Annotated in this window: 12 protein-coding genes, 5 tRNA genes and 2 rRNA genes (1 of these 19 cut by a window edge); all 19 read right to left on the bottom strand. The window is 49.7% G+C overall.

Annotated features, from left to right (window positions below):
• Positions 1 to 72 precede the first annotated feature (72 nt).
• Positions 73 to 4,158 (bottom strand): DNA-directed RNA polymerase subunit beta, encoded by a 4,086-nt coding sequence (gene rpoB, locus CJA_RS03380; RefSeq protein WP_012486357.1) that lies wholly within the window; start codon positions 4,156 to 4,158, stop codon positions 73 to 75.
• Between the two features lie 255 nt (positions 4,159 to 4,413).
• Complete coding sequence (gene rplL, locus CJA_RS03375) at positions 4,414 to 4,782, bottom strand: 50S ribosomal protein L7/L12 (RefSeq protein WP_012486356.1); 369 nt, start codon at positions 4,780 to 4,782, stop codon at positions 4,414 to 4,416.
• A 66-nt stretch (positions 4,783 to 4,848) separates the two neighbouring features.
• Positions 4,849 to 5,343 (bottom strand): 50S ribosomal protein L10, encoded by a 495-nt coding sequence (gene rplJ / locus CJA_RS03370; protein ID WP_012486355.1) that lies wholly within the window; start codon positions 5,341 to 5,343, stop codon positions 4,849 to 4,851.
• 223 nt (positions 5,344 to 5,566) lie between these two features.
• Positions 5,567 to 6,262: a 50S ribosomal protein L1 gene (gene rplA / locus CJA_RS03365; RefSeq protein ID WP_012486354.1), complete on the bottom strand. Its 696-nt coding sequence runs from the start codon at positions 6,260 to 6,262 to the stop codon at positions 5,567 to 5,569.
• A gap of 2 nt (positions 6,263 to 6,264) precedes the next feature.
• On the bottom strand, positions 6,265 to 6,696 hold the full coding sequence (gene rplK / locus CJA_RS03360) for a 50S ribosomal protein L11 (protein ID WP_012486353.1): 432 nt from the start codon (positions 6,694 to 6,696) through the stop codon (positions 6,265 to 6,267).
• Positions 6,697 to 6,852: 156 nt separating this feature from the next.
• Entirely contained in the window at positions 6,853 to 7,386 is a 534-nt protein-coding gene (gene nusG, locus CJA_RS03355; protein ID WP_012486352.1) for a transcription termination/antitermination protein NusG, read from the bottom strand.
• A gap of 7 nt (positions 7,387 to 7,393) precedes the next feature.
• On the bottom strand, positions 7,394 to 7,762 hold the full coding sequence (gene secE / locus CJA_RS03350; RefSeq protein ID WP_012486351.1) for a preprotein translocase subunit SecE: 369 nt from the start codon (positions 7,760 to 7,762) through the stop codon (positions 7,394 to 7,396).
• Between the two features lie 20 nt (positions 7,763 to 7,782).
• Positions 7,783 to 7,858, bottom strand: a tRNA-Trp gene (locus tag CJA_RS03345).
• Between the two features lie 44 nt (positions 7,859 to 7,902).
• Positions 7,903 to 9,126 carry an elongation factor Tu gene (gene tuf / locus CJA_RS03340; RefSeq protein ID WP_012486350.1) on the bottom strand — a complete coding sequence of 408 codons (1,224 nt, stop codon included), beginning with the start codon at positions 9,124 to 9,126 and terminating at the stop codon, positions 7,903 to 7,905.
• A gap of 76 nt (positions 9,127 to 9,202) precedes the next feature.
• Positions 9,203 to 9,278, bottom strand: a tRNA-Thr gene (locus CJA_RS03335).
• Between the two features lie 18 nt (positions 9,279 to 9,296).
• A tRNA-Gly gene (locus CJA_RS03330) sits at positions 9,297 to 9,370 on the bottom strand.
• Between the two features lie 81 nt (positions 9,371 to 9,451).
• A tRNA-Tyr gene (locus CJA_RS03325) sits at positions 9,452 to 9,535 on the bottom strand.
• Positions 9,536 to 9,630: 95 nt separating this feature from the next.
• Positions 9,631 to 9,706: transfer RNA gene (locus CJA_RS03320), tRNA-Thr, on the bottom strand.
• Positions 9,707 to 9,752: 46 nt separating this feature from the next.
• On the bottom strand, positions 9,753 to 10,454 hold the full coding sequence (locus tag CJA_RS03315) for an SPOR domain-containing protein (RefSeq protein ID WP_012486349.1): 702 nt from the start codon (positions 10,452 to 10,454) through the stop codon (positions 9,753 to 9,755).
• Positions 10,455 to 10,459: 5 nt separating this feature from the next.
• The gene (locus tag CJA_RS03310; RefSeq protein ID WP_012486348.1) at positions 10,460 to 11,218 is read right to left on the bottom strand and encodes a type III pantothenate kinase; all 759 of its coding nucleotides are present in this window, start codon (positions 11,216 to 11,218) and stop codon (positions 10,460 to 10,462) included.
• The gene (gene birA / locus CJA_RS03305) at positions 11,215 to 12,219 is read right to left on the bottom strand and encodes a bifunctional biotin--[acetyl-CoA-carboxylase] ligase/biotin operon repressor BirA (protein ID WP_012486347.1); all 1,005 of its coding nucleotides are present in this window, start codon (positions 12,217 to 12,219) and stop codon (positions 11,215 to 11,217) included. The genes CJA_RS03310 and birA overlap by 4 nt, the downstream gene beginning before the upstream one ends.
• A gap of 3 nt (positions 12,220 to 12,222) precedes the next feature.
• Positions 12,223 to 13,362: an alanine racemase gene (gene alr / locus CJA_RS03300; RefSeq protein ID WP_012486346.1), complete on the bottom strand. Its 1,140-nt coding sequence runs from the start codon at positions 13,360 to 13,362 to the stop codon at positions 12,223 to 12,225.
• 149 nt (positions 13,363 to 13,511) lie between these two features.
• Positions 13,512 to 13,627 (bottom strand): 5S ribosomal RNA (gene rrf, locus CJA_RS03295).
• A gap of 168 nt (positions 13,628 to 13,795) precedes the next feature.
• A 23S ribosomal RNA gene (locus CJA_RS03290) occupies positions 13,796 to 15,970 on the bottom strand; it runs 715 nt beyond the window's last position.

Here is a 15,970-nt window from a genome sequence, read left to right as displayed (position 1 = left end):
CAAATTCTTCGGTATTACTGAGCTGGCGATACCTGAGCCGGCACACGGCTGGCTCAGGTATGGGCAGGGAAGTTAATCTTCCTGCTCAAGCTCAATATTGATACCCAATGAGCGGATTTCCTTGACCAATACGTTGAAGGACTCGGGCATGCCCGGCTCCATCCGATGATCGCCATCCACGATGTTTTTGTACATCTTGGTACGGCCCGCCACATCATCCGACTTAACAGTGAGCATTTCCTGCAGGGTGTAAGCAGCACCGTAAGCTTCCAGTGCCCACACTTCCATCTCACCGAAGCGCTGGCCACCGAATTGCGCTTTACCACCCAGCGGCTGCTGGGTAACCAGGCTATAAGAGCCGGTTGAACGCGCGTGCATCTTGTCGTCGACCAAGTGGTTCAACTTCAACATGTACATGTAACCAACGGTCACCGAGCGAGAGAACTGGTCCCCGGTACGCCCATCGAACAGTGTGGTTTGCCCTGTATCGGAAAGGCTCGCCAAACGCAACAAGGCTTTGATTTCATGCTCTTTGGCACCATCAAACACCGGTGTCGCCATGGGCACGCCATCAACCAGGTTTTTCGCCAGATCAATGACCTCTCTATCAGAGAAAGAGACCAAATCTTCTTTAGCGGCAACATCACCTGTGCTGTTGTAGATTTCTTCAAGGAACGAGCGGATATCAGCAACCGCTTTCTGCTCCTGAATCAGCTTGTTGATCTTAACCCCCAGGCCCTTGGCGGCCATACCCAAGTGCATTTCCAATACCTGGCCCACGTTCATACGCGAGGGCACGCCCAGCGGGTTGAGTACGATATCCACAGTCTCGCCGTTTTCGTCGTAGGGCATATCTTCAACCGGCATGATGACCGAGATAACCCCTTTGTTACCGTGACGACCAGCCATCTTGTCACCGGGCTGGATGCGGCGTTTGATCGCCAGATAGACCTTAACGATTTTGAGTACGCCGGGCGCCAGATCGTCACCGGTAGACAGCTTGCGCTTCTTGTCTTCAAATCTTTCATCAAGAATTTTGCGGCGCTCTGCAAGCTGCTCTTCCGCGCGATCAATTTGTTCATTCAGCGCATCTTCGTTCATGCGCAGTTTGAACCACTGATCTTTTTCCAAACCGTCGAGAATGTCGTGAGTCAGGGCCTCCCCTTTTTTCACGCCTTTACCCGAAGCAACGATCTGGCCGACCAAGGCAGCACGCAGACGCTCGAAAGTCGCAGTTTCAACGATACGGAACTCCTCGTTGAGATCTTTACGCACCTCGTCGAGTTGTGCTTTTTCGATCTCCAGGCTGCGCTGATCTTTTTCCAGACCATCACGGGTAAATACCTGAACATCAATCACCGTACCCTTGGTACCGGAGGGCACACGCAGGGAAGTGTCTTTTACATCAGAGGCTTTTTCACCAAAGATGGCGCGCAGCAATTTTTCTTCCGGGGTCAGTTGGGTTTCACCCTTCGGTGTTACCTTGCCCACCAGAATATCGCCACCGCCGACTTCCGCACCAATATACACAATACCGGATTCATCCAGCTTGCTCAGTGCGCTCTCACCCACGTTGGGAATATCCGCAGTGATTTCTTCGCTACCCAGTTTGGTATCACGCGCAATACAGGTCAATTCCTGAATATGAATGGTAGTGAAGCGATCTTCTTGCACTACGCGCTCAGATACCAGAATCGAGTCTTCGAAGTTATAACCATTCCAGGGCATAAAGGCGATACGCATGTTTTGGCCTAGCGCCAATTCACCCATATCCACAGAGGGGCCATCCGCCAAAATATCACCGCGCGATACAATATCGCCCATGCTCACGATAGGGCGCTGGTTGATACAGGTGTTCTGGTTGGAGCGGGTGTATTTAATGAGGTTGTAAATATCCACACCTGCATCACCGGCCTCCACTTCTGCATCGTGAACTTTTACCACGATACGACCAGCATCAACGCTATCAATCACACCACCGCGCTTGGCAACCACACACACGCCGGAGTCAGCAGCAACATTGCGCTCCATACCGGTTCCCACCAATGGCTTCTGTGAGCGCAGTGTTGGTACAGCCTGACGCTGCATGTTTGACCCCATGAGTGCACGGTTGGCGTCATCGTGCTCCAGGAAGGGAATCAAGGAAGCAGCGACCGACACCACCTGGCGTGCGGACACGTCCATATACTGGACATCGGTGGGCGCCTTGAGCGTAAATTCATTTTGGTGACGCACAGAAACCAATTCTTCTGTGAGGCGGCCATTATCATCCAGAGACGCGGACGCCTGGGCAATCACATATTCGGATTCATTGATTGCAGACAGGTATTCGATCTGATCGGTAACCTTGCCCTCTATCACTTTGCGATAGGGGCTCTCGAGGAAGCCGTAATTGTTAGTACGGGCATAGGTAGCCAGCGAGTTGATCAGACCAATATTCGGGCCTTCCGGAGTCTCAATAGGACATACACGCCCGTAGTGAGTGGGGTGTACGTCACGCACTTCAAAGCCTGCGCGCTCGCGGGTCAGGCCACCTGGGCCGAGCGCGAACACACGGCGCTTGTGCGTAATTTCAGAAAGCGGGTTGTTTTGGTCCATAAACTGCGACAGCTGGGAAGAGCCGAAGAACTCTTTCACAGCGGCAGCAACAGGCTTCGCATTGATCAAGTCTTGCGGCATCAAGCCTTCGCTTTCGGCCATGGACAAACGCTCTTTGACCGCGCGCTCAACGCGCACCAAGCCGACACGGAACTGGTTTTCAGCCATTTCGCCCACAGAGCGAACACGGCGGTTACCCAAGTGATCGATATCGTCCACAACACCTTTACCGTTGCGGATAGAAATCAGTGTTTTCATCACATCCACAATATCGTCGTTGGACAAAGTCCCTTCACCGGTTTCAGTCTCGCGGCCGAGACGGCGATTGAACTTCATGCGACCTACAGCAGAAAGATCATAGCGCTCCTGGGAGAAGAACAGGTTCTGGAACAAGGCTTCGGCAGACTCTTTGGTCGGCGGTTCACCAGGACGCATCATGCGATAAATTTCAACCAGGGCTTCCAGTTGTGTACGGGTTGGATCTATACGCAGGGTTTCAGAAATAAATGGCCCGCAATCCAACTCGTTGGTATAGAGCGTTTCAACCTTTTCAACACCGGCTGCAACGATTTTGGAAAGGACATCAGAAGTAATTTCGGTATTGCACTCAAACAACAGTTCGCCAGTGCGAGTATCAACAATGTCTTTTGCCAAAGAGCGGCCAAGCAGGTACTCAGAGGGAACTTCCATCTGATCCACACCGGCTTTTTCCAGTTGACGAATATGGCGCGCAGTAATACGACGGCCTTCTTCAACAATGATATTACCCTTGTCGTCTTTAATATCGAATGTAGCAACGTCACCACGCAGACGTGATGGAACCACTTCATAACTGAACTGGCCATCTTTACCCAAGGTAAAGCTACTGGTCTCGAAGAACATGCTGAGCATTTCTTGAGAACTATAATTCAGCGCACGCAGTAAAATAGTTGCCGGTAACTTGCGGCGACGATCGATGCGCACATAGAGCAAGTCTTTAGGATCGAACTCAAAATCCAACCATGAGCCACGGTAAGGAATAATACGAGCGGAATAGAGCAGCTTACCAGATGAGTGGGTCTTACCCTTATCGTGATCGAAAAACACACCTGGAGAACGATGCAACTGGGAAACAATTACACGCTCGGTACCGTTAATAACAAAAGTACCGTTATCTGTCATGAGCGGAATTTCGCCCATGTACACTTCTTGCTCTTTAATGTCTTTAATTGCTTTGTTAGCAGATTCGCGATCATAAATGATCAAGCGAACTTTTACGCGCAGGGGAACGGCGTAAGTCACGCCACGCAGAATACATTCATTAACATCAAAAGCGGCTTTGCCCAGGCTATAGCTCACATACTCAAGAGCAGCATTACCTGAGTAACTTACGATAGGAAACACTGAGCGAAAAGCAGCATGCAAACCAACATCTTCACGTTTGTTGGCGGACAAATCTGCTTGGGTGAATTTTCTGTAGGAGTCCAGCTGAATCGCCAAGAGGTAAGGTACATCCATTACATGTGGCAATTTGCCAAAATTCTTGCGGATACGTTTTTTCTCAGTATATGAGTAAGCCATCTGTATTCCCCAGCTTGTTCGCGGATCGGGCCTGACCGCAGCCAAAAAAACGCCTATGCGTTTTCAAAAATAAAAACTTGCGTTGTAACTTAATCTTTTGCGATAACAGTGCTTGCATGCCATCCCTTGCTTCACTCAATTCCCAGTCACCGCGATGCTAGTCATGAACATCTGAAAACAGAAAAAGGCTGGCGAGCCTATAGCTCACCAGCCTGGTGTTCAAGCTGTCGCAGGAACGAGTGTCACCCTGTAGAATTACTTAACTTCTACAAGAGCACCGGCTTCTTCCAGCTTGGCTTTAGCAGCTTCAGCATCAGCCTTGGAAACGCCTTCTTTAACGGCTTTAGGTGCAGCTTCAACCAAATCTTTGGCTTCTTTCAGACCCAGACCAGTCAGTTCACGAACGGCTTTAATTACGTTCACTTTCTTGTCACCAACAGATGACAACATAACGGTGAACTCAGTTTGCTCTTCAACAGCAGCAGCTGGGCCAGCAGCAACAGCAACAGTAGCAGCAGCAGCGCTAACGCCAAATTTTTCTTCCATTGCAGAAATCAATTCAACAACGTCTTTTACAGACATTTCTGCGATGGCATTGATGATATCTTCTTTAGTCAGAGACATGTCTCAATTCCTGATTAATGAGAGCCGGAGGCTCGTTTAAGTCTTTAGAAAGCTGCCCTTAAAAAATCAGGCGGCTTGCTGTTCTTTTTGGTCGCGAACGGCCGCAATAGTGCGAACCAGTTTGCCAGCAGCTGCTTCTTTCATCACGCTCATCAAGCGAGCAATAGCTTCGTCGTAAGTCGGCAGGCTTGCCAACACTGCGACGTTTACCAGCTCACCTTCAAAGGCCGCAGCTTTTACCTCAAACTTGTCGTTCTCTTTAGCAAAATCCTGAAGGATGCGCGCACCCGCACCAGGATGTTCTTTAGAGAATGCGATCAGAGTCGGGCCAACGAATTTATCTGCGAGACATTCGTATGCTGTGCCTTGAACCGCGCGACGAGCCAACGTGTTACGGACGACCTTAACCCAGACGCCTGCTTCACGGGCCTGCTTACGCAGAGCAGTCATCTTGCCTACGGTAACGCCGCGAGAATCGGCAATTACAGCAGACAGAGCGCCCTGAGCAGCTTCCTGGACTTCTGCGACAATCGCTTTTTTGCCTTCGAGTCCTAATGCCACGGGATTTCTCCTGCATTAACAGGCTGATGCCTGTCGTTAACTACATGCCAGACCTGAATCTGGCGGCTATTCGGTGATGTCATTCGCCGGGTTAACCGGCTGAGTGGGTCTCACCATCTGCGTAGGCGGAAACTCGCATTAAGTCAGCCCGTAATAGCACTGACACCTACGGTCTTTGACGGCCCACCTCACAGGGTGGACCCCAAAGTTCTTGCTTCCTGGCTTAAACGGCCAGAGAAGACTGATCAATCACCAAGCCTGGTCCCATGGTAGTACTCAGGGTTACTTTCTTCAGGTAAACACCTTTTGAAGATGCAGGCTTAGCTTTTTTCAGGTCGCTAATCAAAGCTTCCAGGTTTTCTTTCAGAGCGACAGTTTCGAAAGAGATTTTACCGATACCGCCATGGATGATACCGCCTTTCTCAGCACGGTAACGAACCTGACCAGCCTTAGCATTTTTCACTGCTGTGACAACATCAGGGGTTACAGTGCCGGTCTTGGGGTTTGGCATCAAACCGCGGGGGCCGAGTACCTGACCCAACTGACCAACGACACGCATTGCGTCAGGGCTGGCAATAACAACATCGAAATCCATCTTGCCAGCTTTGATTTCAGCAGCCAGTTCATCCATACCCACGAACTCTGCACCGGCAGCTTTAGCCGCCTCAGCATTAGCACCCTGGGTGAATACAGCTACACGAACGTCTTTACCATTGCCGTGTGGCAGAGTGGTAGCACCGCGAACAGACTGATCTGATTTACGTGGATCAATGCCCAGGTTAATAGACACATCTACTGTTTCAGCGAACTTCACATTAGAGAGCTCTTTCAACAGAGCAACGGCATCGTCGATAGAATACTGTTTGCTGCCGTCTACTTTTTCATTAATGGCGCGCTGACGCTTGGTTAATTTAGCCATTCTTATACACCCTCTACATCCAGACCCATTGAGCGAGCAGAACCGGCGATGGTACGCACGGCTGCATCCATATCAGCTGCAGTCAGGTCAGGCAGCTTGGTGGTAGCAATAGCTTCCAATTGCGCACGATTTACCTTACCGACCTTATTGGTATTGGGGCGACCACTACCGCTAGTGATACCAGCAGCCTTCTTCAACAAGAAAGACGCTGGAGGGGTTTTCATTACAAAGGTGAAACTGCGGTCACTGTAAACGCTGATAATAACGGGAACGGGCGCACCCACTTCCATACCCTGAGTTTGGGCGTTAAACGCTTTACAGAACTCCATAATGTTCACACCATGCTGACCCAATGCAGGACCAACTGGTGGACTTGGGTTGGCTTTACCAGCTGCAACTTGCAGCTTGACATAAGCGGTTACTTTCTTTGCCATTTTGCTACTCCCCTATGGGTGTTAACGCCTCGAATTAAGCTTTGGCAAGCAAAATTGTCTTAGGCTCCCCGCTTTGATAACCAAGACAGCAGCCATCAAAGACACGAAAACCCCTCTTTGCGAAAGCAAAGAAGGGCACTTGAAACATAATCGATATCAGGTTTTCTCTACCTGACCAAACTCCAACTCAACAGGAGTTGAACGACCAAAAATCAAAACAGCTACACGCAAACGGTTTTTATCGTAGTTGACCTCTTCAACGACACCATTAAAGTCGTTAAAGGGACCATCGATAACACGCACCATTTCGCCAGGTTCGAAAATGGTTTTTGGCTTCGGCTTCTCCATGGAGTCATCAACACGGCGAAGAATTGCTTCAGCTTCTTTTTCAGTGATAGGAGCAGGCTGATCAGCCTTGCCACCAATAAAGCCCATCACTCGCGGAGTGTCTTTTACCAAATGCCATGTATCGTCATTCAATTCCATCTGAACCAGAACATAACCCGGAAAAAACTTACGCTCGCTCTTGCGCTTTTGGCCACCGCGCATCTCGACAACTTCTTCTGTCGGAACCAAAATCTCACCAAAACTGTCTTCCATACCGTGCAGAGCTACACGCTCACGCAAAGAAGCAGCAACTTTTTTTTCATAGCCTGAATAGGCGTGCACTACGTACCAACGCTTAGCCATAAAACACCTATCCAATGATGCTTGATGCGATAAACCCAAGCAGAGTATCGAGCAACCATAAAATAATGGACGTCACAATAACCAGTGCAACAACAATCAGCGTTGTCTGGTTGGTTTCCTGACGTGTAGGCCACACAACTTTACGCAACTCTACAAAGGCACCGCGAATCACATCAACGATTGCAGAGCCTTTAGCCGTGTTGGTAGCAATCAAAATCGCCACACCGGCCAATGCCAGCAACGCAATAGCACGATACAGGACAGACTCAGCAGAATAATAGGAATTGCCGTAAACACCGACGGAAACCAGCGCGATAACCAATGCCCACTTCAGAGCATCAAGGCGATAAACCTTCTCTTCAGTATTTGTCGTCATCGCAACTTACCTTATGAGTTTGGCAGGCCAGGAGGGACTCGAACCCCCGACATTCGGTTTTGGAGACCGACGCTCTACCAACTGAACTACTGGCCTAAATCAATAGAACAGCAGCCGTTTAATACGGCTGCTGCAAACACTTACTGAATGATTTTAGCAACCACACCAGCACCAACAGTACGACCACCTTCACGGATAGCAAAGCGCAGGCCTTCTTCCATCGCAATCGGGTGAATCAAGGTAACAACCATCTTGATGTTGTCACCCGGCATTACCATCTCTACGCCTTCCGGCAGCTCAACAGCACCCGTCACGTCAGTGGTACGGAAATAGAACTGTGGACGGTAACCCTTGAAGAAGGGCGTGTGACGACCACCTTCTTCTTTGGACAGAACGTACACTTCAGATTCAAACTTGGTGTGGGGTGTTACAGAGTTTGGCTTACACAGAACCTGGCCACGCTCAACTTCATCACGCTTGGTACCGCGCAACAGAACACCCACGTTCTCGCCCGCACGACCTTCGTCGAGCAGCTTGCGGAACATTTCAACACCCGTACAGGTAGTCTTGGTGGTGTCTTTCAGACCAACGATCTGAATCTCTTCACCCACTTTGATAATACCGCGCTCAACACGACCGGTTACCACAGTGCCGCGACCTGAGATAGAGAACACGTCTTCTACCGGCATCAGGAACGGCTGGTCAATCGCACGAACTGGCTCAGGGATGTAAGCATCCAGGGACTCAACCAGTTTACGCACCGCAGAAACACCCAGGCCGTTGTCGTCCTGGCCGTTCAGCGCCATCAGGGCAGAACCAGCGATAATTGGGGTGTCATCACCGGGGAAGTCGTAGGTGGACAGCAGCTCACGCAGCTCCATCTCTACCAATTCCAGCATTTCATTGTATTCGTCAGTGCCTACACCACCGCAGTCTTCTGCCAGCAGGTCAGCCTTGTTCAGGAATACCACGATGAAAGGTACGCCTACCTGACGGGACAACAGGATGTGCTCACGGGTTTGCGGCATCGGACCGTCGGTCGCACCGCACACCAGGATAGCGCCGTCCATCTGGGCAGCACCGGTGATCATGTTCTTCACATAGTCGGCGTGGCCTGGGCAGTCTACGTGGGCGTAGTGACGCACAGCAGAATCGTACTCTACGTGAGAGGTGTTAATGGTAATACCACGAGCCTTCTCTTCTGGCGCGTTATCGATACCGTCATAGGCAACGAAAGCACCGCCCCAGGTTTCTGCGCACACTTTGGTCAGTGCAGCAGTCAGGGTGGTTTTACCGTGGTCAACGTGACCAATGGTGCCCACGTTGACGTGGGGCTTGTTACGTTCAAACTTTTCCTTCGCCATTGCGAGCGCCTCCTCAGACGTAGAGTTCAAGTACACAGACAAAAAAGCCGCGAAAGATACCTTCCGCAGCATGTTATGGAGCTCATGAGCAGATTTGAACTGCCGACCTCACCCTTACCAAGGGTGTGCTCTACCAACTGAGCTACATGAGCCAAAATCGCTTAACAATTTGGAGCGGGTAGCGGGAATCGAACCCGCGCCATCAGCTTGGAAGGCTGAGGTTCTACCATTGAACCATACCCGCTTAAATCAGATATTGGCCTAAGCTACCAGAGCTATCGCTCCTGAGCCTACCATTGACACTAACAATGGATAGCATTCAATTTGGTGCAGGGGGGTGGATTCGAACCACCGAAGCTCGCGCGTCAGATTTACAGTCTGATCCCTTTGGCCGCTCGGGAACCCCTGCCGAATTTGCGCCGGCATTTTCCGGCCTTGCCCACCGACTGTCAATCTATTTTTTTCAATAAATTCACACAGTTACGATCAAAACCTAATCAAAAATGGAGCTGGCGAGAGGAATTGAACCCCCGACCGGCTGATTACAAGTCAGCTGCTCTACCTACTGAGCTACGCCAGCCTTTTTGACCACGACTTATTGTGGAGGCGAGATTCTAGTGAAACATTTACTGGGAAGCAACACCCAAACATAAATTTTGTCGTTTTTCTAAATTTTTATGCTGCGCCAGCAATTCACTCCATACAGACGCAGAAATTTTTTCTTCTCCACTACGCTCAAGCAATACCCAGGTCTCATTTAATAACTTGGGGACCACAAGGATTTGGGCATCATATCCTTGAGCTTTAACATCCCGCATTTTCTGATCAGCTTCAGCCGGATCACCATAGCGTCCAAAGGAAATGCCATTTGTTAACTCCCCCTTGGTGATAATGTAGCTCTCAATATTTTTTCGCTGCAGTTCATACAGCCGGCGAAGCGCTTCTTTTTCGGACATCTCCGGCTGCAAATACACCCAATACATATCACCATCTTTAATTCCTACACTGGTAACCTGAGCTGCAACACCAAGCGCCTGCAGCTTTTCCACCAAATACTCCGCATGCAGAAGCTGGGCATAAGGCCCAACCATCGTACAAAGATCGTTACGCGATACATCTGTAATAGCGCTTGATAACACATTGGGTTTTACAATTTTTTTCTCCGCTCCGCCCTGCTGCTCGGATAAAAGCACGAGATTATTTTGTGGTTCCATTGCACCTTGTTCAGATTGCCTGGCAGATGGACCTTGCTTCGTCTCTTCGGACAAATAAACACTTGCAAAAAATGCCACATTTGCCACAAATAAAAAGATAAATATGAGCCGCATAGGATTTACCCGTTATTCCCCGCGCGAAGATCAAAATAAATATCCAGCCCACTAAAGACCAAATCAGGACAGGTTATCCCCTGATGGAACAAGCCTTTCACCACATCCGCATCCCCCCCTGTGATCAATAACACAGGAGCAAAACCGTTATTCCTGGACAGCAGTTCATATGATTTCTGCACTAACCCCGACAACATTGCCGCAAATGCATGATGAACAGCATCTACCGTAGACCGACCAGGTGAAGCGTCAAATAAATTATTGCTTTTAACAACATTAATTTGAGCTGCCGAATGAGAGACAGCCCGGACAAACACGTCCAACCCGGGGGCTATATACCCTCCCAGATGGTGCCCCTGCCCATCCACGAGGTCGAGTGTTAATGCAGTACCTGCTGACATAAGCATAAAAGGATATGCTTTATGTCTGTCATACCCTGCGAGCAAAGCTAACCATCTGTCTACCCCCAAACGCTCCGGATCGGCATAACCATTTACCAAACCATCATTATGACTCTGGCTATAAGCAAACTCCGGCACAAGAGGGGTAAGACGACCAAGCAGCTGCATGAACGCCTGATTGTCTTCCTGTGACCTAACACTTGCCACAAGTATCCGACTGATCAACCCACCATAGGGCATCAGCGACGCCATGAGTGCATCCTCGGCATCACTCCACAGACAATGTCCTTCAACCAGACTAGCCAACTTGTTTTTCACCCGCCATTTCAGGCGAGTATTCCCCATGTCAATTTGCAGAATCATGATGCAGTTCTCAGGGAGATCTCTCCACCATAAAATAATTGTTCTCCCTCTGCTGTTTGTAGGCGCAATGCCCCTTGTGGGTTAACGCCAAGCACAACGCCACTAACACAACTGACAGGGCTGACAAGTTCAACTGATAGTCCTTTATGAGCATTACGCGCTTCCCATTCAGGCTTATACGCAACGAAGCCAGTATTGCTATACGACTTTAGCAATTGCACTAATTCATCTATCAGCATTGCCGCCAAGATATTACGGCCGGGATGAACAATGCCTAACACTTGAGCTATCAACGACAAATCTGTCCATGGCTGACCTATCTCAGGCGCAACAGATAACGACATGTTTACATTTAATCCAACACCGACAACCACCTGACAACTACCAGATGGATCACCACTCATTTCAATCAGAATACCTGCAAGTTTTTTTTGCTCATAAAGCACATCATTTGGCCATTTGAGGCTTATGCCACTAAACCCCAGGCGCTCCAGCGCTCGAACAACAGCGACGCCCGTCGCCAAGCTAAGTCCCTCCAGAGCAGCGGCTCCCCCCTCGAACCCCCAACCAATAGATAAATAGATATTCTGTGCGAAAGGACTATGCCAGTGACGGCCTCGACGCCCCCGTCCAGCCGTTTGTACCTCCGCCAGGCAAATGGCAGCGTGTGCAGTTGGTAGTTGCATTAAAAATGTATTGGTGGAATCCAAAAAAGGAACAACATTCAGCTGACACCAGTCATTCTGTCCTATAACGGACAGATCTTCTTTCAGAATATCGACATCCAGCAGATCCAATCCACCAGCAATTGAATAACCTTTTCCCTTAACCGAAGCAACATGAATTCCCAATTGCTCCAACTTTTGCAATTGTTTCCATACAGCTGCACGACTAACCCCCAACAATGTGCCCAACTCTTCACCTGAATGGAAATTACCATCCGAAAGGCAATTAAGAATTGAGCGCAATCGGCCTTTATCCAGAAAGTCGGCATCCAGCATCTGTCACTCCTGATATATACGATGGAAACGTGTCCCAAGGCTATTTAACACTTCATACCCCAGGCTCGCGTTTCTCTCCATCAAGAAATTTAAAGATAAACTCTCATTAACCACCTCAAGATAATCACCCACTTGAGGAAGTCTATTCTCCGGGCATTGCGAAATATCAAACACACAGGAATCCATAGATACCCGACCAACTGCTTCAAAGGCCATACCATTAAACTGGGCTAATGGCTTAAACCCCAATGTGCGATGAATACCGTCAGCATAGCCGCCAGCCACAACAGCAAGGCGACTACCAGCTTTTGCAAAGTGAGTCGCACTGTAACCAACATAGGCATCATGCTGAAGAGAGCGAATTTGCAACACAGGTAAACTCAATGTGATAACCGGCTTCAATAAATTGGGAATACCACTAACAGGATTAATGCCATAAAGAGCCGCCCCTGGACGAACAAGATCGAAGTGCCAATCTGCTCCCAAAAGTATTCCGGCAGAATTCGCCAAACTAGCCTTTATCTCCGGAAAGCGGACTTGCGCAATGTCCAAAGCCTGTTTAAATAATTGTAATTGGCGCTGATTTGCCGGATGAGACGGAGTGTCAGCACATGCCAAATGACTCATTAAAAATAGGGGAGCTATATGAATAGATGCATGTGCTTCACAAAAAGCTTCCAGCTCTTCGATACTCATCCCCATGCGGGTCATGCCAGTATCGACCTTTAAAATACAAGGAAGTCGTTTGCAACAATTTTTAGCATACGCATTCCATCGTTGCACATCTGCCAATGAATAAAGTACTGGCGTAAGTTGGCCTTCAACAAAAAACGGCTCATCCCCAGATCTTACTCCGCTTAGTACTATTTTCAGGCAATGTTCACCATTCAAACCGGAGGCAAGTGCCTCTTCTTTGGTAGCAAAGAAAAACGTGGTGCATCCTTCTTTTCGCAAAGCCCTAACAACAGGTACTGCACCTAAGCCATATGCATTAGCCTTGACAACAGCTGCAACATCAACATGAGGGGCAACTTGATTTTTAAGAAAATGCCAATTAGCACAAATGGCATGAAGATCAATGGTCAGAATACCTGAGCTAGTAATCATTGCAGGAAGTAAATCAGGGGAAGGATGGTGGATCATATAAACAAACTTGCGTGCTAAAAGCCAGCTATTAGTTCTGATCTCGTTAAATCAAATGCTAGGAGAGGAGGCACTTGCCTCAAAACAAGGGAAATCCAGAAAAATAAAAACCCCCTGGGCGGCTGCCACAGGGGGTTTCAGTATTAGGCGCTTGACGATGACCTACTCTCACATGGGGAGACCCCACACTACCATCGGCGCTAAGTCGTTTCACTTCTGAGTTCGGGATGGGATCAGGTGGTTCCAACTCGCTATGGTCGTCAAGCAATTCGGTTTGAGCATTCTGGTCCTACGCCGCTACTCGGCTGCCAGGTTGACTCATAAAGGGTGGTGATTGGTAAAGTGTGCTGGGATGTATTGTGTATCTACATGAAGTCCGGTGATGCAGTGAGTGTTGTTTACTCACCGACGAACCAACAATCGATTCTGTTATATGGTCAAGCCGCACGAGCAATTAGTATTGGTTAGCTCAACGCCTCGCAGCGCTTCCACACCCAACCTATCAACGTCGTAGTCTTCAACGGCTCTTCAGGGGGCTCAAGGCCCCAGGGAGATCTCATCTTGAAGGAGGCTTCCCGCTTAGATGCTTTCAGCGGTTATCCCGTCCGCACATAGCTACCGGGCAGTGCCGTTGGCACGACAACCCGAACACCAGAGGTGCGTTCATTCCGGTCCTCTCGTACTAGGAACAACTCTTCTCAAATCTCCAACGCCCACGGCAGATAGGGACCGAACTGTCTCACGACGTTCTAAACCCAGCTCGCGTACCACTTTAAATGGCGAACAGCCATACCCTTGGGACCGGCTTCAGCCCCAGGATGTGATGAGCCGACATCGAGGTGCCAAACACCGCCGTCGATGTGAACTCTTGGGCGGTATCAGCCTGTTATCCCCGGAGTACCTTTTATCCGTTGAGCGATGGCCCTTCCATACAGAACCACCGGATCACTAAGACCTACTTTCGTACCTGCTCGACATGTCTGTCTCGCAGTCAAGCGTGCTTTTGCCTTTACACTAACCTCATGATTTCCGACCATGATTAGCACACCTTCGTGCTCCTCCGTTACTCTTTGGGAGGAGACCGCCCCAGTCAAACTGCCCACCATACACTGTCCGCAACCCGGATCACGGGTCGACGTTAGAACCTCAAACATACCAGGGTGGTATTTCAAGGACGGCTCCATGAAGACTAGCGTCTTCACTTCAAAGCCTCCCACCTATCCTACACAGATAGGTTCAAAGTTCAGTGCAAAGCTACAGTAAAGGTTCACGGGGTCTTTCCGTCTAGCCGCGGGAACACGGCATCTTAACCGCGATTTCAATTTCACTGAGTCTCGGGTGGAGACAGCGCCGCCATCATTACGCCATTCGTGCAGGTCGGAACTTACCCGACAAGGAATTTCGCTACCTTAGGACCGTTATAGTTACGGCCGCCGTTTACCGGGGCTTCGATCAAGAGCTTCGCTTGCGCTAACCCCATCAATTAACCTTCCGGCACCGGGCAGGCGTCACACCCTATACGTCCACTTACGTGTTTGCAGAGTGCTGTGTTTTTAATAAACAGTTGCAGCGGCCTGGTATCTTCGACCGGCCAGAGCTTCGGAGGCAAACTCCTACACCCCAACCGGCGCACCTTCTCCCGAAGTTACGGTGCCATTTTGCCTAGTTCCTTCACCCGAGTTCTCTCAAGCGCCTTGGTATTCTCTACCTGACCACCTGTGTCGGTTTCGAGTACGGTCTCTTTTTACCTGAAGCTTAGAGGCTTTTCTTGGAAGCAGGGCATCAACCACTTCGTTCTCCGAAGAGAACTCGTCATCAGTTCTCGGCCTTAAGATCCCGGATTTGCCTAAGATCTCAGCCTACCACCTTAAACACGGACTACCAACGCCGTGCTGGCCTAGCCTTCTCCGTCCCCCCATCGCAGTAAAAAGAGGTACAGGAATATTAACCTGTTTCCCATCGACTACGCGTTTCCGCCTCGCCTTAGGGGCCGACTAACCCTGTCCCGATTAGCGTTGGACAGGAACCCTTGGTCTTCCGGCGAGGGGGTTTTTCACCCCCTTTATCGTTACTCATGTCAGCATTCGCACTTCTGATACCTCCAGCATGCTTCTCAACACACCTTCAACGGCTTACAGAACGCTCCCCTACCCCACATCCAAAGGATGCAGCCGCAGCTTCGGTTGCTAGTTTTAGCCCCGTTACATCTTCCGCGCAGGCCGACTCGACTAGTGAGCTATTACGCTTTCTTTAAAGGATGGCTGCTTCTAAGCCAACCTCCTAGCTGTCTGAGCCTTCCCACATCGTTTACCACTTAACTAACATTGGGGACCTTAGCTGGCGGTCTGGGTTGTTGCCCTCTTGACAACGGACGTTAGCACCCGCTGTCTGTCTGCCATGATTGCACTCCTCGGTATTCGTAGTTTGCATGGGTTTGGTAAGTCGGGATGACCCCCTAGCCCAAACAGTGCTCTACCCCCGAGGGTGAGACATGACGCGCTACCTAAATAGCTTTCGGGGAGAACCAGATATCTCCCGGCTTGATTAGCCTTTCACCCCTAACCACAGGTCATCCCCGTCTTTTTCAACAGACGTGGGTTCGGTCCTC

Origin of the sequence: Cellvibrio japonicus Ueda107 (genome assembly GCF_000019225.1) — a bacterium.
GTDB lineage: Bacteria > Pseudomonadota > Gammaproteobacteria > Pseudomonadales > Cellvibrionaceae > Cellvibrio > Cellvibrio japonicus.
Note: the sequence above shows the minus strand (reverse complement) of the source record. Positions and strands in the feature narration are given on the sequence as shown.

What these genes read in the sequence shown, in the direction of transcription:
- nusG (WP_012486352.1), bottom strand. Translation starts at nt 7,386, where the DNA reads ATGGCTAAGCGTTGGTACGTAGTGCACGCCTATTCAGGCTATGAAAAA.
- CJA_RS03315 (WP_012486349.1), bottom strand. Translation starts at nt 10,454, where the DNA reads ATGCGGCTCATATTTATCTTTTTATTTGTGGCAAATGTGGCATTTTTT.
- rplL (WP_012486356.1), bottom strand. Translation starts at nt 4,782, where the DNA reads ATGTCTCTGACTAAAGAAGATATCATCAATGCCATCGCAGAAATGTCT.
- rplA (WP_012486354.1), bottom strand. Translation starts at nt 6,262, where the DNA reads ATGGCTAAATTAACCAAGCGTCAGCGCGCCATTAATGAAAAAGTAGAC.
- CJA_RS03310 (WP_012486348.1), bottom strand. Translation starts at nt 11,218, where the DNA reads ATGATTCTGCAAATTGACATGGGGAATACTCGCCTGAAATGGCGGGTG.
- rplK (WP_012486353.1), bottom strand. Translation starts at nt 6,696, where the DNA reads ATGGCAAAGAAAGTAACCGCTTATGTCAAGCTGCAAGTTGCAGCTGGT.
- tuf (WP_012486350.1), bottom strand. Translation starts at nt 9,126, where the DNA reads ATGGCGAAGGAAAAGTTTGAACGTAACAAGCCCCACGTCAACGTGGGC.
- alr (WP_012486346.1), bottom strand. Translation starts at nt 13,362, where the DNA reads ATGATCCACCATCCTTCCCCTGATTTACTTCCTGCAATGATTACTAGC.
- birA (WP_012486347.1), bottom strand. Translation starts at nt 12,219, where the DNA reads ATGCTGGATGCCGACTTTCTGGATAAAGGCCGATTGCGCTCAATTCTT.
- secE (WP_012486351.1), bottom strand. Translation starts at nt 7,762, where the DNA reads ATGACGACAAATACTGAAGAGAAGGTTTATCGCCTTGATGCTCTGAAG.
- rpoB (WP_012486357.1), bottom strand. Translation starts at nt 4,158, where the DNA reads ATGGCTTACTCATATACTGAGAAAAAACGTATCCGCAAGAATTTTGGC.